The sequence below is a fragment of the Microcystis sp. M44BS1 genome (genome assembly GCF_020244875.1).
In the GTDB taxonomy this organism is placed as follows: Bacteria; Cyanobacteriota; Cyanobacteriia; order Cyanobacteriales; family Microcystaceae; genus Microcystis; species Microcystis panniformis.
Window position 1 is genome coordinate 1 of the sequence record NZ_JADBVM010000338.1, and the last position, 18,729, is coordinate 18,729.

Annotated in this window: 18 protein-coding genes, 1 tRNA gene and 1 pseudogene; 11 read left to right on the top strand and 9 right to left on the bottom strand. The window is 44.9% G+C overall.

Going from position 1 to position 18,729, the window contains the following annotated elements; all coding sequences use genetic code 11:
• The 4 genes and pseudogenes from IM515_RS24720 to IM515_RS24735 form a co-directional block, all read left to right on the top strand.
• Window positions 1–136: pseudogene (locus IM515_RS24720) on the top strand (IS1 family transposase); the annotation flags it as partial.
• 138 nt (window positions 137–274) lie between these two features.
• Window positions 275–1,033, top strand: a complete 759-nt coding sequence (locus tag IM515_RS24725; RefSeq protein WP_287629457.1) for a hypothetical protein — start codon at window positions 275–277, stop codon at window positions 1,031–1,033.
• 235 nt (window positions 1,034–1,268) lie between these two features.
• Window positions 1,269–1,742, top strand: a complete 474-nt coding sequence (locus tag IM515_RS24730) for a type II toxin-antitoxin system VapC family toxin (RefSeq protein WP_052276626.1) — start codon at window positions 1,269–1,271, stop codon at window positions 1,740–1,742.
• Window positions 1,743–1,745: 3 nt separating this feature from the next.
• A complete protein-coding gene (locus IM515_RS24735) occupies window positions 1,746–1,973 on the top strand; it encodes a hypothetical protein (protein WP_016516502.1) in 228 nt (75 codons plus the stop codon).
• Between the two features lie 32 nt (window positions 1,974–2,005).
• Here the strand turns inward: IM515_RS24735 and bioF are convergent, their stop codons facing one another.
• Together bioF and IM515_RS24745 are read right to left on the bottom strand one after the other, a co-directional pair.
• Entirely contained in the window at window positions 2,006–3,163 is a 1,158-nt protein-coding gene (gene bioF / locus IM515_RS24740; protein ID WP_287629459.1) for an 8-amino-7-oxononanoate synthase, read from the bottom strand.
• Between the two features lie 183 nt (window positions 3,164–3,346).
• Window positions 3,347–3,706 (bottom strand): DUF6464 family protein, encoded by a 360-nt coding sequence (locus IM515_RS24745; RefSeq protein ID WP_002765174.1) that lies wholly within the window; start codon window positions 3,704–3,706, stop codon window positions 3,347–3,349.
• A gap of 414 nt (window positions 3,707–4,120) precedes the next feature.
• Between IM515_RS24745 and IM515_RS24750 the strand changes: the two genes are divergently transcribed.
• Together IM515_RS24750 and IM515_RS24755 are read left to right on the top strand one after the other, a co-directional pair.
• Window positions 4,121–4,669 carry an RDD family protein gene (locus IM515_RS24750; RefSeq protein ID WP_002765175.1) on the top strand — a complete coding sequence of 183 codons (549 nt, stop codon included), beginning with the start codon at window positions 4,121–4,123 and terminating at the stop codon, window positions 4,667–4,669.
• Between the two features lie 503 nt (window positions 4,670–5,172).
• A complete protein-coding gene (locus IM515_RS24755; protein WP_002772747.1) occupies window positions 5,173–5,448 on the top strand; it encodes a hypothetical protein in 276 nt (91 codons plus the stop codon).
• A gap of 242 nt (window positions 5,449–5,690) precedes the next feature.
• Here the strand turns inward: IM515_RS24755 and IM515_RS24760 are convergent.
• Window positions 5,691–5,764, bottom strand: a tRNA-Arg gene (locus IM515_RS24760).
• A gap of 163 nt (window positions 5,765–5,927) precedes the next feature.
• Entirely contained in the window at window positions 5,928–6,119 is a 192-nt protein-coding gene (locus tag IM515_RS24765) for a hypothetical protein (RefSeq protein ID WP_043996345.1), read from the bottom strand.
• 206 nt (window positions 6,120–6,325) lie between these two features.
• Here IM515_RS24765 and IM515_RS24770 point away from each other — a divergent pair, with 206 nt between their 5' ends.
• A complete protein-coding gene (locus IM515_RS24770; RefSeq protein ID WP_287629461.1) occupies window positions 6,326–8,851 on the top strand; it encodes a mannose-1-phosphate guanyltransferase in 2,526 nt (841 codons plus the stop codon).
• Window positions 8,852–8,930: 79 nt separating this feature from the next.
• On the opposite strand, the gene IM515_RS24775 is transcribed toward IM515_RS24770, so the two are convergent.
• On the bottom strand, window positions 8,931–10,313 hold the full coding sequence (locus tag IM515_RS24775; protein ID WP_287629463.1) for a flavin monoamine oxidase family protein: 1,383 nt from the start codon (window positions 10,311–10,313) through the stop codon (window positions 8,931–8,933).
• 109 nt (window positions 10,314–10,422) lie between these two features.
• Between IM515_RS24775 and IM515_RS24780 the strand changes: the two genes are divergently transcribed.
• On the top strand, window positions 10,423–11,271 hold the full coding sequence (locus IM515_RS24780; protein ID WP_287629464.1) for a M28 family metallopeptidase: 849 nt from the start codon (window positions 10,423–10,425) through the stop codon (window positions 11,269–11,271).
• A gap of 234 nt (window positions 11,272–11,505) precedes the next feature.
• Here the strand turns inward: IM515_RS24780 and IM515_RS24785 are convergent, their stop codons facing one another.
• From IM515_RS24785 to IM515_RS24800, 4 genes are all read right to left on the bottom strand, one after another.
• Window positions 11,506–11,922: a putative toxin-antitoxin system toxin component, PIN family gene (locus IM515_RS24785; RefSeq protein ID WP_287629465.1), complete on the bottom strand. Its 417-nt coding sequence runs from the start codon at window positions 11,920–11,922 to the stop codon at window positions 11,506–11,508.
• Complete coding sequence (locus IM515_RS24790; protein WP_002743252.1) at window positions 11,912–12,148, bottom strand: hypothetical protein; 237 nt, start codon at window positions 12,146–12,148, stop codon at window positions 11,912–11,914. The genes IM515_RS24785 and IM515_RS24790 overlap by 11 nt, the downstream gene beginning before the upstream one ends.
• A 486-nt stretch (window positions 12,149–12,634) precedes the next feature.
• Entirely contained in the window at window positions 12,635–13,327 is a 693-nt protein-coding gene (locus tag IM515_RS24795; protein ID WP_287629466.1) for a helix-turn-helix domain-containing protein, read from the bottom strand.
• Between the two features lie 13 nt (window positions 13,328–13,340).
• Complete coding sequence (locus IM515_RS24800; RefSeq protein ID WP_002765183.1) at window positions 13,341–13,622, bottom strand: ParB N-terminal domain-containing protein; 282 nt, start codon at window positions 13,620–13,622, stop codon at window positions 13,341–13,343.
• Between the two features lie 115 nt (window positions 13,623–13,737).
• On the opposite strand from IM515_RS24800, the gene IM515_RS24805 reads away from it, so the two are divergent.
• The 3 genes from IM515_RS24805 to IM515_RS24815 form a co-directional block, all read left to right on the top strand.
• The gene (locus IM515_RS24805; RefSeq protein ID WP_287629467.1) at window positions 13,738–15,501 is read left to right on the top strand and encodes an SWIM zinc finger family protein; all 1,764 of its coding nucleotides are present in this window, start codon (window positions 13,738–13,740) and stop codon (window positions 15,499–15,501) included.
• Between the two features lie 173 nt (window positions 15,502–15,674).
• Window positions 15,675–17,786 (top strand): bifunctional arginine dihydrolase/ornithine cyclodeaminase, encoded by a 2,112-nt coding sequence (argZ, locus tag IM515_RS24810; protein WP_287629468.1) that lies wholly within the window; start codon window positions 15,675–15,677, stop codon window positions 17,784–17,786.
• Window positions 17,787–17,877: 91 nt separating this feature from the next.
• The coding region (locus IM515_RS24815; protein ID WP_287629469.1) for a DNA cytosine methyltransferase at window positions 17,878–18,729 on the top strand (852 nt) is incomplete at its 3' end.

An 18,729-nucleotide genomic window follows, 5' to 3' on the forward strand; every position in this document is an offset into this window, starting at 1 on the left:
AACTAATCATATTGAAAGATTAAATAATACCTTTCGACAAAGGATTTCTCGGCTGGTGAGAGAGAGTCTATCTTTCTCTAAAAAAATGGAGAATCACGTTGGGGCTGTTTGGTATTTTATCCATGACTACAATGCACAGCAAAGCAAAGGATTAAGCCGCCATCACTACTACCGAATCACCACCTGTGTTCCAACAAGCTTGACATTTCCCCCCCCCATTGTAAAGTCGCGATGTAATTTCTAAGTATTTTTCCATCTAATCATCTCTATTCCTATGAAAACGCAGCCCGCTCTAACTTTGATCGCCACTGCGATCGCCCTATCCCTACCCGTCGCTCTTGCCCCCCAGACCCACGCCGCCACCGTCGTCGCCCCCAACCAAACGGCCAATGCCGGAATAAGTACTGCGCTTAATAATGGAAACCGAACCTACCTTATGCAGTATGGGGCATCTCTGCTGTCCGGTATTAACGTTGGGGATCAGATTACAGGTCTCACCTTTCGTATTTCATCTGGTCAGTCAAACCCATCTTCTCCGGCAACCAGTTTTACTAATTGGGATCTCACCCTTGCCCAAGCTGCCAATCCGATTTCTAGCCTAAGTACCACCTTTGCCAGTAATTTAACCAATCCTGTACTGGTGCGTAGTGGTGCGCTCGCCTTCGCTGCTGGGGCTTTTCCAGGCGGAGCGGTTAACCCCACAACCAACCCCTTTGGTCCTGTGATTAACTTCACCACGCCCTACACCTACCAAGGCGGCGATCTCGTGGTGTTGATTAGCCATACCGGCGGGACTGATAGCATTGGCTTTTTAAGTGCCCTGAATAGTACATCGCTTTTTAGCGCTTTGTCTGCTACTTCATTCAATGCCACGTCGGGTAGTATCACGGCTGTGACCATTACCCAATTTACCACCAGCCCTGCCCTTCCTCCTGCTACAACCCCGGAACCTTCTGCCCTCGTCGGATTGGGGGTTATCGTCGCTCTGGGGGCTGGCTTCAAGCACCGCCACACCCCGGCAGACAAAAACTAAGCGTTAGCAATCTTGTAGGGTGCGTTCCCTAATGTGGCTCCTACTGCTCCAGCGATCAATTTTTGGGGGAACGCACCATGCACATTGATTGCAGCTGTGGGTTTAAGTGCGATGCCGAAGGCACTGCGTAGCAGATCGCTGCTCTTGTAGCTTGGGTTGACGGCTGTTACCCAACTCCCTCAAAACCAAGATTAAATGCAGTAGGATAGACGTGGGATAGATTTTCTAGATTGCCGTGAGCGAAACCGTCTATATTGAAACCAGTGTTATTGGTTATCTGACAGCCAGATCGACCAAAAACCTGATTATTGCTGCCAATATTGAAATAACACGGGAATGGTGGGAATTTCGTCGAAACGACTTTATTCTGTACACTTCGGAGGCTGTCCTAGAGGAAGTAGCTAAAGGGGATACAGCGATCGCCTCCCAAAGGCTGGATATTTTGCGTGATTTTCCCTTGTTAGCATTGAATGACGCTGCACAAGATTTGGCTAAACAATTCTTAACCCGCAGTAATCTGCCTCCAAAAGCGAAAGTTGACGCGATCCACATTGCCGCCGCAACTGTCCACGGCATGGATTATCTGTTAACGTGGAACTGTAAGCATATTGCTAATGCCCAAATACAGGGTAAGTTAGCTGAGATTACCCTTGGTTGTGGCTATGTATTGCCTATCCTTTGCACACCCAACGAACTAATGGGAGATTAAGTCATGTGGACAGATGAAATTGTCGAGGAGATCCACCGAATCCGTGAAGAGTATGCCAAGTCCTTCAACTATGACTTGGATGCAATCTTTGCAGACCTACGCAAAAAGGAAGCAGCAAGCGGCAGAGAAGTCGTAAACTTATTGCGAAAGCCCAGTCTAACAAGTCGTTGGAGCGGCCAGGCTAGAGAGCTTGATGATGGGATCAAGGATGCTAACCGCCGCTCAACTTAGTTGTTCCCCACTTCCCACGAAAAACTTTTTCCCTATGTGGGGAAAGATTCGCCAATAGACTGGACAAGAATCTCTAGATGGGCGAGGCTATGGGTGGCCATGGCAGTAAATCGCAGACGACTGGTGGGAACGGTAGGAGGACGAATGGCGGGGGCAAAAATCCCTTTTTCTAGCAGTTTTTGCGATAATTCTAGGGCTTGACCCGGATTGGCCACCGGTAAACATAAAATCGCCGCTTCCGAAGGCAATATATTAAAATTATTTAATTTACTCTTGACAAAATTAATATTTTGGTGTAGGCGTTGGCGACGTTCCGGTTCCAGACGAATAATCTCTAACGCCATTCTAGCGGCGGCGGTGTCGGCGGGGGATAAACCGGTAGTATAAATCCAGGTGGCGGCGCGATTGCGGATAAAATCGACAATTTTGGCGTTTCCGGTTACATATCCCCCTAAACTGCCTAAAGCTTTACTCAGGGTCCCCATCTGAATTAATTCCCGTCCCTGACAACCACAATATTCCACACAACCTGTGCCATTTTCCCCCATAACTCCGGTAGCGTGGGCCTCATCCACCAAAACCATACAATTATAAATCTCGGCTAGAGCGAGAATTCCCGCCAGGGGACAGATATCCCCATCCATACTAAACACTGTATCAGTGAGCAGCAAACAATGACGATAGTGATGACGGTGGGCTAATAACTGATTTTCTAAGTCTTCGAGACTATTGTGCCGGTATTCTTTCACCGTGGCACCGCTTAACTTGGCTCCATTTTTGAGGCTAGAGTGATTGTATTGATCTCCTAAAATCAGGTCTTTCTGCGCCACTAAACAGGTAATTGTCCCCAAATTGGCTAAATATCCCGAACTAAAAACGATCGCGTCTTCGCTATTTTTAAAGGATGCGATCGCTAATTCTAAATCTCGATGAATATCTCGGTGTCCACTTAATAGACGCGAGCCGGTGCTTCCAGTTCCATAGCTTTGTGTCGCTGCTATGGCTGCTGCGATCATTCTTTCATCGGCTGCTAATCCCAGATAATCATTACTGGCAAAATTAATCAGCGATCGACCCTCTAATTCTATAACGGCTCCGCCCCGGCCTTGAATGGTTTTAACCCTTCGATACCAATTGGCCCGATGGAGGGTTTTTAAGCTATCCTCGATCCAAGAGTAAGGATGATTCATAGGCGATTGCTCACTAAGTGGTCGGACAAAAGTAAAGTTAACCGTGGGAGTCGGTCGTCAGCAAGAATTGCCAGAATTACATTTCTTAAGACAGACGACAGAATTTATGTCCGACTACTTATAGCGGTTAGCTATCGGTATATATCGGGGAAAATAGCCAGATTATTCCCAAAAAAGGCTCTTTTAAGGGTTAATAGTTTCGTAAAAACGACAATCTTGACAGGGACCGGAGGGGTTAATCGCACAGCGCAACAGTTCAGATCTGGCGTTAAAACGACAACTAGCATCCCCCATCACCCAACGTCCTTCAATCAAACTTTTTTCGTTAGGAGTGGGAGCAGTTTGTACATAAAGGGAAATTTTGCGTAAACAATAGCCACCAATCTTGTATTGATACTGGTGGTGACGTTCCAAAACTGCGTAGGTTTGTCCTTTTAAGGCCAAATAATTACCCGGTTGTGGCATCCAATCCAATTGGATCTCTCCCAAACTTTGCCGCGGATGGGTCAGAATAACCTCCGTTAGTAATGAATCTTGCTCCATGATTATCCCTGTATTCTGGGCTACCTTTGCTCAATGGTAGCTTAGATCTCCGAGTCGATTAATAATTATATCTCCTGCAAAAATCAAAAATCTGCCGTTAGGTGAGCAGACTCCGAGACGGAAGACTCCGAGACAGGGGGAGAAAAAAGACAAGAGACAACTATCCTAGAATTGCCAATTTCCCGATTAAAGTGGAAGATAAACAGCAGGATTTTTCCGAGAATTTACTTTAAATCTCTTGCATAATTAATTTTTCAGGGTTCAAAAACGGCAAAAATAAGGATTAAATGGCATAAAGTCTGTAAATAGACTATTTAACTGATTATTATTCATTCTTAATTCTCCTGACTCCTGACTACTGGCTACTGACTCCTAACCCTAACAACAATTTTTGATTTTTACAAGAGGTCTTTTATGGTTTACCCGATCCCGCCTGAAGATAATCTACCGCAAAAATTTCCGAAAATTCCCTTAGATCGTCGCGCCTATGCTTTCCTGATCGACTTTGCCTCGATCTGGTTTTTAAGCTCCTTTGCCAACAGTTCGCCTGTACTGCAATTTTTCCTTTTTCTCCTGATCTGGTGGTGTTTGCGGGTGTTATTAGTCGCACAGAATCGGGGTCAGAGTTTAGGACGTTGGGCCTTGGATATGAAGATCATCGATCTACGACTTCAGCGTTTACCCGGAATTTTGGAGTTAAGCAAACGAGAGGCGATCGCTGGTGGCGGGGCAGCTTTAATGATGGTAGGGTTAAATACTTTTTTTGGCAATCCTTTAAGCTTGATTTTATTATCTTCGCCCCTTTTCGCCGATTGTGGTATGGCGATCGGCGATGAGCAATTTAACCGCGCTTTCCACGATCGCATCGGTGGCACGATTGTTATTCCCACCCGTCGGGGTTTTTCTCTCGATCTACGTTTAAGAAGGCTTTGGTATCAAGTTAAGGGCAGAATGAGAAGATAAATATCAGTGATCAGTGATCAGTTATCAGTGATCAGTTTTGAGTTTTGAGTTTTGAGTTTTAAGTGAGCAGTATTATAGCAGTTTTCATCAGAATGAGGTATGGGCAAGGGGCTTAAGCCCTTTGTTGGCAAAACTTGTCGATACCTCAGTAACGTGAAAAGTGCTATATGTGGGTTTTCCTGTAACGGGAAAACCCTTGATTTTGTCTCCCTGACTTGGTAATAAGCTGTTCGTAATTTAAATTGCTTGTTGAGACGAGGCAAGAGGCAAAAGGCAACACCCCCCCGATGTCGGGGGGGCAAGGGGGGGAAGTCCAGGAATAAGCGGTTTAAATGCGTCTTAGCTTAGTCAGGAAAGATTAAGACTCCTGATGAGATCGCATTACAGTGGGAATTTAGGAAATCGGATCAGCGTTGGCATCGAAAAGCCCATAATTAAAGTTATTCCCCCATCCGACGGGCATCGGTGGGGGACAAGAATTAGTCTATTAGGAGTTTACCAAAATGTCAGAAGACAGATTAGAGCGGATCGAGAGAATAGTGGAATCGAACGCTTGCGCTATTCAAGCCCTAGCTGATGCCGTCGCTAGTGACCGCGAGGAACGGAAACAGGAGAAAAAAGGGCTTTACGATTACCTAGCTCGAATAGCAAGCGCACAATCAGATTTTTATGAGACTCAAGCCGATTTTTACCGGCATCTAGAGAGAATGGATGATCGACACGCTCAAATGATTGAAATCATCCGACAGATTAACAAGAACAGAAGAGATCAAGCCTAACCTCTAGAAGTTGCCCGTAGCCGTGCCTACGGGCTTAATTAAGCCCGTAAATATTTCGATAATGGGGTTGATGCTATAGCAGTTTTTATCAGAATGAGGCATGGGCAAGGGGCTTAATCCCTTTGTTGGCAAAACTTGTCGATACCTCAGTAACGTGAAAAGTGCTATAAATAGCAGTTTCCCAGGCTCTTTTCACTGTTTACTGGACGGCTACGCCGTGCCTTTGGCAACACTGAAAAAGGCGGGATCGGCCGGGATCGAACCGGCGGCCTAGTGCTTAGGAGGCACTCGCTCTATCCAACTGAGCTACGACCCCAATTTTTTCCCTAACCATGATAAGACATCCACGGCTAAACTGTTGATTGCCGTGGATTATTTAGGGTTTTTTTGGGGGGGTAATCTCGACTAATCGGCGAAAAAACACCTCGATACCCAGCTACTTTCTGTTTTATGGCCGTGACCTTGGCAGTATGTTAATTTTATTTGCCCTTGAGGGCTTTTTTAAAATTCTTGCGGTAGGCGGGATTAACAGCCAACAGAAGCGGCCAGAACAGTGTTAGAGCTAAACGATTGGGTAAACTGGAACTAAAGTTAGTGCTTCTGTACCCATTCCAGAATTTCCAACCACCGACACCATAAACAATTATTAAGATAAAAATAACGAGTCTCATGCCATCTCATCCTTGAATTTAGACAATTCACATCTCTCATTTTAAGCTTGGGTTTTGCCGACTTGGGAAAAGAAAATATTGTCCTGAATCCGGGAGACGGTGTTAGAATGCCGGTTAGGAACTAGCTCGATCGAGATAGGAAAACTAAAGCCAGAATTTGAAAAAAATATTTAAAAACGGCGAAAAGATAGCCTTGGGAGGAAGTTATGCGAGCGGTACTAATGGCAGGTGGTTCGGGGACAAGATTACGTCCGCTTACTTGTGATCTTCCCAAACCGATGGTTCCGATTATCAACCGTCCGATCGCCGAACATATTATCAATTTACTACGAAAGCATGACATTACCGAAATTATCACCACCCTGCACTATCTTCCCGATGTCATGCGCGACTACTTTCAAGACGGCAGCGACTTTGGGGTAAAAATCACCTACGCTGTCGAGGAGGATCAACCCCTAGGCACCGCGGGATGTGTGAAAAATATTGCCGAATGGTTAGATGATACCTTTCTGGTGATTAGTGGCGATAGTATCACCGATTTTGACCTGCAAAAAGCGATCGCATTTCATAAAAGCAAAAACTCGAAAGCAACCCTCGTCCTGACGCGCGTTCCCAATCCGATCGAGTTTGGGGTAGTGATTACCGACAAAGAAGGCAGAATTCGCCGTTTTATCGAAAAACCATCCACCAGCGAGATTTTTTCCGATACCGTCAACACCGGAACCTATATTCTCGAACCAGAAGTCCTCGATTATCTCCCCTACAAAGAAGAAACCGACTTTTCTAAAGATTTGTTTCCACTGCTGCTGCAAAGGGGCGAACCTATGTATGGTTATGTGGCCGATGGTTATTGGTGCGATGTCGGTCATCTGGAGGCCTACCGAGAAGCGCAATACGATGCTTTATCCGGCAAAGTTAACCTGGAATTTCCCTATCGAGAAAAATCCCCCGGGGTATGGGTCGGCACTAATACCTATATCGATCCTAGCGCCCAGATCGAGGCACCAGCCATGATCGGCAATCATTGCCGCATTGGTGCAAATGTTCTGATCGAGAGGGGTTCGGTTATCGGCGATAATGTCACCATCGGTGCCGGTTCCGATCTGAAACGTCCCATCCTCTGGAATGGTGTGGTGATCGGGGATGAGGTCAATTTAGCCGCTTGTACGATCGCTAGAGGAACCAGAATCGATCGACGGGCCCAGGTACAGGAAGGTGCGGTGATCGGACAATTATCGATCGTCGGGGAAGAAGCGCAGATCAATTCTGGGGTCAGAGTCTGGCCGAGTAAACAGATCGAATCGGGAGCCATCCTCAATATTAACCTGATTTGGGGAAATACTGCCCATAAAAACCTCTTTGGTCAACGAGGAGTATCGGGCCTCGCTAACATCGATATCACGCCCGAATTCGCCGTTAAACTGGGGGCATCCTACGGGTCCATTCTAAAACCGGGGTCAACGGTAATCGTCTCCCGGGATCAACGTAGTGTCTCGCGCATGGTCAGTCGCTCGCTGATTGCCGGTTTAATGTCCGTGGGAGTTAATATCCAAAACCTACAAGCGAATGCTTTACCGATTTCGCGGACTTTAGTGGCTAAATTAAACGTAGTCGGTGGCATTCACGTTCGTATTCATCCCGATCGCCCGGATTTTCTCTTAATCGAGTTTTTAGACGAAAAAGGAATTAATGTTTCCAAAGCGAGGGAAAAGAAAATCGAAGGGGCCTATTTCAAAGAAGATCTGCGACGGGTGGGAATGCAGGAAATCGGCAGTATGTCCTATCCGGCTGATATTCTCGATAATTACCGCAAAACCTTTGAAACTCAGCTAAATGTGGAGGCCATTCGCAATAGTAGCTCCAAAATCGTCATTGATTACGCCTACGGAGTCTCAGGGGCAATTTTACCAGAATTACTGGCCAAATTTGGCTGTGATGCCGTGGTTCTCAATGCCAGTTTACGTCAGAATGCCCTTTCCATGCAGGAAAGAGAGTTACTAATCCATCAATTGGGCCATGTGGTGGAGGCCCTGAAAGCGAACTTAGGGGTACAGGTTTCGGCCAACGGGGAACAATTAGTCCTCGTCGATGAGAGTGGTTTATCGATTCGCGGGGAACAATTAACTGCTCTAATGGTGAATACAATTCTGACCGCCCATCCTCGCGGTACAGTGGTAGTGCCGGTTCATGCTTCTAGTGCCGTGGAACAGATCGCACGTCGTCACGATGGCCGGGTGGTGCGGACAAAAGCCAGTCCTAGCGCTTTAATGGAAGGATGTCAAACCAATCCTAATGTGGTTTTAGGAGGCTCTGGGCAAACTGGCTTTATTTTTCCGCAATTACATCCCGGTTTTGATGCCATGTTCAGCGTGGCGAAACTTTTGGAGATGTTAACCATTCAGGAACGTTCTCTAGCTCAGGTGCGGGCCGAGTTACCGCGCATTTACAATAAGAATACGGCGGTGCGTTGTCCTTGGAAAGTAAAGGGATCCTTGATGCGCTATCTGGTGGAAACTCACGCTACCGATAATCTAGAGTTGGTCGATGGGGTGAAGGTGATTAATCCCCTTAATGATGACTGGGTATTGATTTTACCCGATGCCGGAGAACCTTTAGTGCATATCTATGCCAACAGTGAACAGCGGGAATGGGTCGATCGGACAATTAAAGAATATCGTCATCGTGTGCAGTATTTCGTCGAACATTACCAGGGCGAAATAGTGATGATTTAGGATTTTTCTGCCCTATTAGCCACGAAACTTGAGTATGATGACTTTTTTGACCTAAAAGGTGTCCCAGCCCTGTAGATGCTCATTTTTCCCGCAAAAGCAAGGCGATTTGATCGGCTGCCGCCTCACCGCTGCGGATCGCTCCTTCAAAAAATCCCGGCCAGCGATCGGCCATTTCTGTGCCGGCCCAGTGAATCGGTCCGACGGGAGTAAAAAGAGCCTCGCCGAAACTTGTCCAAACTCCGGGGGGCATAAAAGCAGAATATGCGCCACCAGTCCAGGGATCCCCGGGCCAATCCACCTCATCGTAACTGATCGGGAAAAGAGCCTCTTGACCGAAATAAATAGCTAAATCCGAGAGGACGGCGGCACGGCGCGCCGGACTACTCATCGAGCGCCAACGAATATAGCGATCGCCAACCACAAAGGTGGCGATTACCCCGACGCCGGTTTCGGGATCGGAACTATCAGCACAGAGTTCCAACCATTGACAATTCCCCTGAGCAACTCCCGCTAGTCCCTGTTTTCGCCAGAAAGGTTGCTCATAGGAAATCAGGATTTTAGCGCAGCATCCCATCGGTACTCGTTGGGTTAGTTGTTCTCGCTGGGGTGGCAGCGGGGGATCATAAATAATGCGGCCGGCAAGATGGGGCGGCATGGCAATGATGGCAAATTTGCCGGTAAAAGTGTTCTGGGTGGTTTCTATGGTGACACCGGCCGAGTCATAATTAAGGCGAACAACCGGTTCCCCCAGTCGAATTCGCTCTCCTAATTCCGCCGCGATCTGGTCGGGAATTTGTCCCGCTCCGCCATGGATCAGTTCGGCTTCTGGATGTTCAGCTTGAGCGGCGCAATTTTGTCCCCAAAGAACGTGCAGCAGTGAGACTTGGTTGGGTTCGGCCGGCCCGAGAAAACCCACTGCACGCGCCATATAAGCAAAATACCATTGACCAAAATCTGTGCTGGTGTTTTCTTCAATCCACTGGGCAAAAGTTTTACTGTCTAGTTTTTTGGTGTGATCGTTGCTTTGGGGATAACCTGAAGGTAGAGTTTTGGCTAGTTCTTGAAAACGCGCCCATGCTGACATCGCATCTTGCCATTCTGCCGCGCCGATATCGGGTACTTCTCCCTCGTGGAAACCTTGAAAAAAACCATTGAATTCATAGCGTTTGTTGTTAAAGACTAGGACGGTTTTTCCCTGATTGGGAGAGGGAAAACGACGTATTTTATACTCGTCGAGGAGGGCTAAAAAACGCTCTTGGGTTGGGCCCACCCACTGACCACCTCGATCGATCCACTGTCCAGAGGGGAGATATTGACCAGACATTCTGCCACCGTAACGATTTCGCGCTTCGATTACCAGAACTTGATGACCTCGCCTCTGGAGATTACGCGCGGCGATTAATCCTGCTAATCCCGCCCCGACAACGATACAATCATAGCTAGTCCACTGGAGATTTGTCATGATTTTAGCTCCACAGAATATTTTATAATTAACAATTATTATTCTCCCCGATTTTTCCCTCAGTTTCTCTATCCATTGGCTCTTTTGATTAAATTATCTGCTGCCATCAATGTTTGATCTTCTTAGCGATCGCTTAAGCCAACACCTAGAACAAATTGTCCGAGAAAGAAACCCTTTTTTCTCTAGTCAAGGACATTTTTATGTGCGAGAATACCTGCGGCAAGAGTTAGGCAATTGGGGAAAGGTTGAATCACATTTTTTCCCTTTTCAGGGAAAAGTTTACGAAAATTTAATCTTGGATTTGCCTAACAACAGTCAAAAACCTCCGATTTTAATTGGCGCTCATTATGACACGGTGCCGGGGTCGCCGGGGGCCGACGATAACGCCACGGGATTAGCGGTATTATTAGAATTAGCGAGGTTTTTTGGGGAGAATCAGGCTAATTATCCAATTCGTTTAATTGCCTTTGATCTAGAAGAATACGGATTACTGGGGAGCATTGCATATTCGGAAAAATTAAAACAAACTAAGCAGGATTTAAGGTTAATGTTATCCTTAGAAATGCTCGGTTACTGTGATAAAAATCCCCATTCTCAAAAATATCCAGCTTTTCTAGAATATTTTTACCCCAACACTGGGGATTTTATCGCTTTGATTGGCAATCTCAAAACCCGCAAGGATTTAATTTTTCTCAGTCGAGTCATGAGAGAAAATCAAACTCCCTGCGAATGGTTGCCGGTAATTTTTGGAGGTTATATCGTCCCCGATACTCGACGCAGCGATCATTCTCCCTTTTGGGATTGCGGTTATTCGGCAATTATGGTGACAGATACTGCTAATATGCGTAATCCCTACTATCATAGTCCTCGGGATACAATCGCTACTTTGGACTTAAATTTCCTAACAAGAGTCTGTCAAGGTCTCTGTTTTGGATTGCAATCTTTACCGATGAGATAAAAGTTAGCGTTAGCGTAACGCACCAATCCCAGTTAGAAACCCAACATTCTTAACGACATTGATGTGGTTGGGTTTCGCTCAAGCGTCACTAATATTTGACAGACAAGAGTTATTATTGCTCAACCCAACCTACTGCTTAAGTCACTTGTCTTAGCAAAATTAAAGTCTATCCCGTGTTTTTCCCTATCGATGTTGTTCTTTCGATCATCTCACTCAAACTGGATTTTTTGTACTTCACCGCCGAACAATTTTTAAAAATTCCCTTGGTGTAACGATCTCTGTTTTCCCATAGCGTTGCAGTATAAGCAAATCATTGTCACCAGTAATAAGATAGCGTGCTTCCCCACTGGTTGCCAGATTTAGGAATTTATTATCGTCTCGATCTCGGCAAATTTCAGTGTGGTGAGTAGGTTTAATCAGCAGCGAAATTTCCAAAATTGTTACTAGCAGTTGTCGGCGCTGCTCCAGTGTAATGTACCTCTCGAACTTTGGGAGAAGAAGTTTCGTGACCAACTCGCATATAGTTGCGGGACTTTGCAGAATAATAAAGTTATTAATCGCGTATTCTACAGCCAAAGCTGGTGTTGTCGTACTGCTTAAGGCGAAGCTTATAAAGACGTTCGTATCGATAACTATGGGTTCACGATTCATCTACTAAAAGCTCTTCCAACTTCTCATCAGTCAATCCCTGACTCTTGGCATAAGCACGAATTTCATTCACCACTTCCATCAAGGTTTGGGTGGTTTCGTCCTGTTCGTTCCCCGTCATCTCATGATTCTCGATGGTGAAATCGACACACGCATGAGCGGACAAACCTAACTGCTCGATCGCTGTGGGAATCTCGCTAATTTTAACGTTTCGGATCGTTGCTTTCATATTTTCAAAGTAGCACAAATACAACTTGAGTTATTATTCTTCAGCTTGTAGTGTAGTGTAGCGTGTAGGGTGTGTTAGCGTTAGCGTAACGCACCAATCCCAGTTAGAAACCAAACATTATTGACGACATTAGTGTGGTTGGGTTTCGCTCAAGCGTCGCTAATAGTAGCATCCTAACATCGGCAACAGATAAACCTCCGTCAACCATCTGTAACCATTGCTGGCGAACAGAATTTCGTTGGACAGGATCAGTAATGTGGTCAAAACATTTATCGTAGGGCGTTGACATATTTTTCCCTCCGAATCAGATATCATCCTAACCGTTCAGAGGGCGTTTATCAAGCCGCCATTAGTTTTGTAATGGGGATTTATGTCCCGCTCCAAAAACTTTTCGTCTTAAGGCGAGGTTTTAGACTCGATTTTTTCGATAAAAGCAGACCACGGGGGAACTTTTCACAGCACTAAAGCTCTGCAAGAATTATCACTTTAAGCGGTGACATTTTCTGTTTCTACTGGTTGAATTTCTGGCATTTCTACTTTAATTAAACTCACTTTAGCACGATAAAGTAGTTTTTCCCCATGACGATAGCCCCGATAACGCACTAGAACTGGTGTACCGATTTCTGCCTGACCATCGATCAATTGATGGATTTGCGGATCATAACTAACATGATCACCGACACTGTCAATTGGTTGCACTCCCCAGCGCTCCAGTAACTGCATAATCGGTTTAACTAAAGAGAGGATTTTGACCGCTGCTAGGTCAGTATTTTTGCGAGCAACGGCCTCGGCCGTGGGCCATTGCACTAACCAAGATTCGATCGCTTCGATGCTTTGACGTTGAAATTCTGCGGCTAATTCGTCTTTTTGCTGGTCTAATTTTTGTTGTAAATTTTGATACTCTTGTTCGAGAATTTTTAATTCCCCTGAATAATCCTCTGGCTGCATAGTCGGAATTTGAAAATGAGCGAGAAGATCGCTAACTGGCAGCTGCAGCCCATTAGCTAATTTCACCAAAGATTCAGAGGATAATTTGGCGATTAAACCATGGCGAACTCTCTGCAATTGCCAAGAAGATAGACCCGATAACTGACTCAATTCTTCCAGATTTTTACAGCCAATTTCTGCCATTAACTGCTCTAATTTTTGCCGATGATATTTATATAAGGACTCATTCATGGGACTTCTCAGCTTAAGCGATGTGTTTAGCTAAAACGGATTTAGGAGCGCGACGAACTCGACAGAGAATTGTTTCTTTACCGAGACGCTGATGAGCGGCAAAGCGATGGCAACCGGAAAAACCGTAGTAGTTACCATCCACCTCCAAAACATCGATCGGTTCTCGTAATCCCTCCTCAGCGATCGATTGCATCAACTGATTAACTTTTTCGGGATCGGTTTGTCGCGGTAAAGGACGACGAATTTGGGACAGAGGAATGTTTTTAATTTCCATAGTGTCTTCACTATAGCACATTTAGGCTAAACTGAAGATAAGTTGACTCGGTTGCTGATGCAGTGGTCTGCCTCGCTACTCGCAGTTTTCTGGCCACAGACAAGATTTTATCACCCAATCCTCTCCTTTTCTGACTATGACTATTCCTCCTATCAATGAAAAAATTATCCGGCAAAATAGCACCAATGCTTCCTATCAGCGCGGTCAATATTATTACGATAGCGGTGCAGTTATTTCTCTTTGGCAACGGGGGCAAAATCTACAAGCTTTAGTGAGTGGTAGTGAGGTTAAACCCTATCGAGTTGCCATAGATTTTAACCAAGAAAACCTTGAGAATGTCTCCTGTTCCTGTCCCTACGATTATGAGGGTTGGTGTAAGCATATTGTGGCGGTTTTATTAACCTGTTCTCGCCAACCAGAATTAATTATTAAAAAAGCATCTTTAGAGGAGTTATTGACACCGATCGATGAAAGTAAATTAAGAAAATTGCTTAATCATTTAGTGGCTAAACACCCAGAAATTATCGAGACAATTGATAAGTTTTTAGTGCCAGCTACCCCAGTTAATAAAGCGGGAGGGAAGATAACTATTAATGTCAAAGCTTATCGTAATACTGTCCGTAATGAACTGCGGCAATCCCTGCGAGCGATCGAGGAAGATTACTACGAAGAAGATCCAATTTCTAATGAAATTTATGCTCTAGTAGATGAGGCCAAAGATTATTATCAAAAGGGAGAACCAGATAATGCGATCGCTATTTTAGAAGCAATTATTAGCTCCTGTATCGAGGAATGGGATGATTTAGAAGATTACGGTGCTGTTAATGATGATTTAAGTGCTAGAATCGATCGAGTTCTAACGGCGGCAATTTTAAGTAAAGAATTTAATCCCCAAGAAAAGCAAGATTTAAGGGAAAAGATCGAGCAATGGCAGCATGAATGGAGTGCCGATTTTGAGATGAGTTTAGCAGCCTTACAACAGGGATGGGACGATCCAGTTTTAGAGAAGATTTTACGGGGAGAATCGGCTAATTTTTCAGAAATGTGGTCAGATAATATCCCCGATTATGCCCAAACATTAACTTCTATTCGCTTAGAAATTTTCGAGAAACAGGAAAAAGATCAGGAGTATTTGAATCTAGCTTTAGCTTCAGGACAAGTGGTAGAATATCTAACTAAGTTAGTCTATCTTGATCGCATTGACGAAGCGATGGCAGCATCAAAAAACATGATAACTAAAAACGATGAAGCCTTCTTTTTTGCCAAAGCTTTACGCGATGAATCCGCACCAGAATCCGCTCTCATAATTGCCAGGGGTGGTCTAAATTTCCCTGGTAATTATTATTATCAATTAGCTCTCTGGACAAGTGAACTAGCGCAATCCTTAGGGGATATAGATACAGCTTTGGCTGCTAGAATTAAGGCATTTCAAGACCAACCTTCCTTCTCCCATTACCAAAAAATTGAGTCTTTAGCTGGGGAAGATTGGCCCGATTTAAAATTAGACTTGTTAGATTACTTGCGCGAGTTTAGTGATTGGCGTTACCTAGAGGCTAAAATTGATATATTTCTCCACGAAAATTTAGTTATAGATGCAATTAAACTTATTTCTGATAATTCCTATGTGCAGTCTCACCTAATTTGGCGGATAATGGATGCGGCTGCTACCGTCGATCCTAACTGGGTGATCGATCGCGCGTGTCCTCCTGCGGAAAAGATACTCGACGAAAAAAAGGCTGATCGCTACGAAGAAGCGATTAAATGGCTAAAAAAAGCTCGTAATGCCTTTTATATGTCGGGAAGACGGGAAGAATGGCAAACTTATCGGGAAAGTTTAATTAAGGAACACGGACGCAAATCGAAATTTATGGGGTTATTTAAACATCAGGATTTACAATAATTTAAGCTTCTAGCCGTCAGTTATCGGCTAGAATCAGGCTGTTTTTAGCTTGTAGAGCGGGAATTGTCCTAATCTTAGACCTAGTGATATTTCGGGGCAAAGTAGAGTATAATAGAAGATTGGTCTAAACTTATCTCCAGACTACTTATACTGAATATTCATTGTCAAAAAATATGACTGAAACTATTCGCTTTTTGATGTGTTCTCCCGATCATTACGATGTGGATTATGTGATTAATCCCTGGATGGAGGGCAACATTCACAAATCTTCCCAAGAAAAAGCTAGGCAACAATGGCAGCAGCTTTATCATATTCTCAAGGATCGGGCGCTCGTGGATTTAGTCACACCAGAAAAAGGCTGGCCTGACATGGTTTTTACCGCTAATGCAGGTTTAGTTCTGGAAAAAACTGTAGTTCTCAGTCGCTTTTTACACAAAGAAAGACAGGGAGAAGAACCCTATTTTAAGCAGTGGTTTGAAGATAACGGTTTTACAGTTCACGAACTGCCAAAAGATTTACCCTTTGAAGGTGCAGGAGACGCACTATTAGATCGGGAAGGACGTTGGTTATGGGCAGGATATGGCTTCAGAACTGAGTTAGATTCCCACCCTTTAATCGCTAAATGGCTCGATATCGAGGTTTTATCCCTACGTTTAATCGATGAACGTTTCTATCACCTTGATACCTGTTTTTGTCCCCTTAGTGGCGGTTATCTACTCTACTATCCCGATGCTTTTGATGCCTATTCTAATCGGTTAATTGAGTTAAAAATTCCCGAAGAAAAACGCATTATCGTTGAAGAAGCCGATGCGGTTAACTTTGCTTGTAATGCAGTGAATATCGGTGAAGTAATCGTCATGAATAAAATTAGTGACGATTTACAACATAAGTTAGTGTCAAAAGGGTTTGAAGTGGTACAAACTCCCCTGACGGAGTTCTTAAAAGCAGGGGGAGCCGCTAAATGTTTAACCCTGCGTACCACGGAACCCCTAATTCCAGACCATCACGCTAATGTCACCATTGAAAGTCGCATTCTCCAGCTAGAAGGTCATCTGCTCGACGCGGGAATTATGAATAAAGCTCTCGATGTTGTGGTAGGAAATGGGGGCAGCTTCAAGGTTTTAAACTTCACCTTAGGGATTGAGCGCCAAAGTACCTCCTCGGCCGAAGTGCGGGTTTCTGCACCCTCTCACGAGGTAATGGAGGAGATCATGGTACAATTGATCGACCTCGGTGCGGCCGCTCGTCCCCAAGAAATCTGTGATGTCAATACCGCAGTGGTGGCACAAGATGGGGTCGCTCCCGATGATTTTTATGTCAGCACCATCTATCCCACGGAAGTGCGGGTTAACTGTGAATGGGTGCGGGTGGAAAATCAACGCATGGATGCAGCCATCGTCGTCACTGAAAGTCCGGAAGGCAAAACCGCGAAATGTACTCTGCTGCGGGATTTAAAAGCTGGCGATCGCGTTATGGTGGGAGTTGAGGGCATCCGTACTATCCGACAGGCGGAATCCAGGGAACAACGCAACAGCACCCAGGAATTTACCTTTATGGGTGCGGGGGTTTCCAGCGAGCGCCGAGTCGAGTTAACCGTCGAGCAGATTGCCTGGGAAATGCGTAAAATTCGCGACCAGGGCGGTAAAGTGGTAGTAACGGCAGGTCCGGTGGTCATTCACACTGGAGGAGCGCAACATCTCTCCCGTTTAATCCGCGATGGTTACGTTCACGCTTTACTGGGGGGAAATGCGATCGCAGTTCACGACATGGAACAGGCGATCATGGGTACTTCTTTAGGGGTGGATATGCAGAAAGGCATCCCCGTGCGCGGTGGCCATCGTCACCACCTCAAGATTATCAACCTCATCCGTCGCCACGGCAGCATCGCCAAAGCTGTATCGGCCGGGGTATTGACAAAAGGCGTAATGTATGAATGCGTCAAGAATAATGTCCCCTTCAGTTTGGCCGGTTCAATTCGCGATGATGGTCCGCTTCCAGATACGGAGATGGATTTAATTAAAGCACAGGAAGAATATTCCCGCTTAATTCAAGGTGCAGACATGATTCTCATGCTCTCTAGTATGCTCCATTCCATCGGTGTGGGCAATATGACACCGGCGGGGGTAAAAATGGTCTGTGTTGATATTAACCCGGCCGTGGTGACAAAATTAAGCGATCGAGGTTCCGTAGAATCCGTGGGTATTGTCACCGATGTGGGTTTATTCCTGAGTCTGTTAACCCAACAGTTGGATAAGTTAACCCGTCCCTTGGTAGAAACGGTTTAAAACCGCAAGTAAATCCTCTAGAGACGTTTCTAGAAGCGTCTCTTTTTTAATTATTCCCATAATTGGCGATACTGCCGATCAGATGCTATCAATGAACCTTCTAAAAAACAAAGAAAAAATTCGTTTTATTGACCTCTTTTGTGGTTTGGGAGGGTTTCGAGTGGCAATTGCACAAGTTTGTCGCCAAAAAAACTTAGAATCTGATTGTGTTTTTTCCTGTGATATAGATAAAGATGCTCGGTCAATTTATCACGCTAATTTTGGCGACCAACCCCGGGGAGATATTACCGAAATTGCTGCCCTAGATATTCCCAATCATGATATTTTAATGGCGGGATTTCCCTGTCAACCCTTTAGTATTTGTGGTGATTTAAAGGGGTTTGAAGACACCAGAGGCACGCTATTTTTTGAGATTGCTCGTATTTTAAAAGCCAAACAACCCGCAGCATTTATTCTGGAAAATGTCAAGCAATTGCAGGGACATCAACAGGGAAAAACCTTAGAAGTTATTCTCGATACTCTGCAAGATTTAGATTACTATACCGATTATCGGGTTTTGAATGCGCTTCATTTTGGTTTACCGCAAAAACGGGAACGTATTTTTATCGTTGGTTTCCGAGAAGCGCGGCGTTTTATCTGGCCAAAACCAGCTTTATCTAGAACAAGTTTAACGGAAATATTAGAGGAAAATGTCTCAGATTTTTATTATGCTTCCGAAAAAATTCAAAAAAGTCGCCTTCTGAAAAGAGAGGGAAAAAAACCTTATAGTGAACCGACTATCTGGCACGAAAATAAAGGAGGTAATGTCAGTGCTTATCCCTATTCCTGTGCCTTGCGAGCGGGAGCATCCTATAATTATTTGTTAGTGGATGGGAAAAGACGCTTAACAGAAAGAGAAATGCTACGTTTACAAGGTTTTCCCGATGATTATCAAATTGTCGGC

Excerpts from the sequence above, each read along its gene's own strand:
- IM515_RS24745 (WP_002765174.1), bottom strand. The coding sequence starts at position 3,706 with ATGGAGCAAGATTCATTACTAACGGAGGTTATTCTGACCCATCCGCGG.
- IM515_RS24735 (WP_016516502.1), top strand. The coding sequence starts at position 1,746 with ATGTGGACAGATGAAATTGTCGAGGAGATCCACCGAATCCGTGAAGAG.
- IM515_RS24775 (WP_287629463.1), bottom strand. The coding sequence starts at position 10,313 with ATGACAAATCTCCAGTGGACTAGCTATGATTGTATCGTTGTCGGGGCG.
- IM515_RS24780 (WP_287629464.1), top strand. The coding sequence starts at position 10,423 with ATGTTTGATCTTCTTAGCGATCGCTTAAGCCAACACCTAGAACAAATT.
- IM515_RS24795 (WP_287629466.1), bottom strand. The coding sequence starts at position 13,327 with ATGAATGAGTCCTTATATAAATATCATCGGCAAAAATTAGAGCAGTTA.
- IM515_RS24725 (WP_287629457.1), top strand. The coding sequence starts at position 275 with ATGAAAACGCAGCCCGCTCTAACTTTGATCGCCACTGCGATCGCCCTA.
- IM515_RS24790 (WP_002743252.1), bottom strand. The coding sequence starts at position 12,148 with ATGAAAGCAACGATCCGAAACGTTAAAATTAGCGAGATTCCCACAGCG.
- IM515_RS24800 (WP_002765183.1), bottom strand. The coding sequence starts at position 13,622 with ATGTGCTATAGTGAAGACACTATGGAAATTAAAAACATTCCTCTGTCC.
- IM515_RS24750 (WP_002765175.1), top strand. The coding sequence starts at position 4,121 with ATGGTTTACCCGATCCCGCCTGAAGATAATCTACCGCAAAAATTTCCG.
- IM515_RS24805 (WP_287629467.1), top strand. The coding sequence starts at position 13,738 with ATGACTATTCCTCCTATCAATGAAAAAATTATCCGGCAAAATAGCACC.
- IM515_RS24785 (WP_287629465.1), bottom strand. The coding sequence starts at position 11,922 with ATGAATCGTGAACCCATAGTTATCGATACGAACGTCTTTATAAGCTTC.
- bioF (WP_287629459.1), bottom strand. The coding sequence starts at position 3,163 with ATGAATCATCCTTACTCTTGGATCGAGGATAGCTTAAAAACCCTCCAT.
- argZ (WP_287629468.1), top strand. The coding sequence starts at position 15,675 with ATGACTGAAACTATTCGCTTTTTGATGTGTTCTCCCGATCATTACGAT.
- IM515_RS24770 (WP_287629461.1), top strand. The coding sequence starts at position 6,326 with ATGCGAGCGGTACTAATGGCAGGTGGTTCGGGGACAAGATTACGTCCG.
- IM515_RS24755 (WP_002772747.1), top strand. The coding sequence starts at position 5,173 with ATGTCAGAAGACAGATTAGAGCGGATCGAGAGAATAGTGGAATCGAAC.
- IM515_RS24765 (WP_043996345.1), bottom strand. The coding sequence starts at position 6,119 with ATGAGACTCGTTATTTTTATCTTAATAATTGTTTATGGTGTCGGTGGT.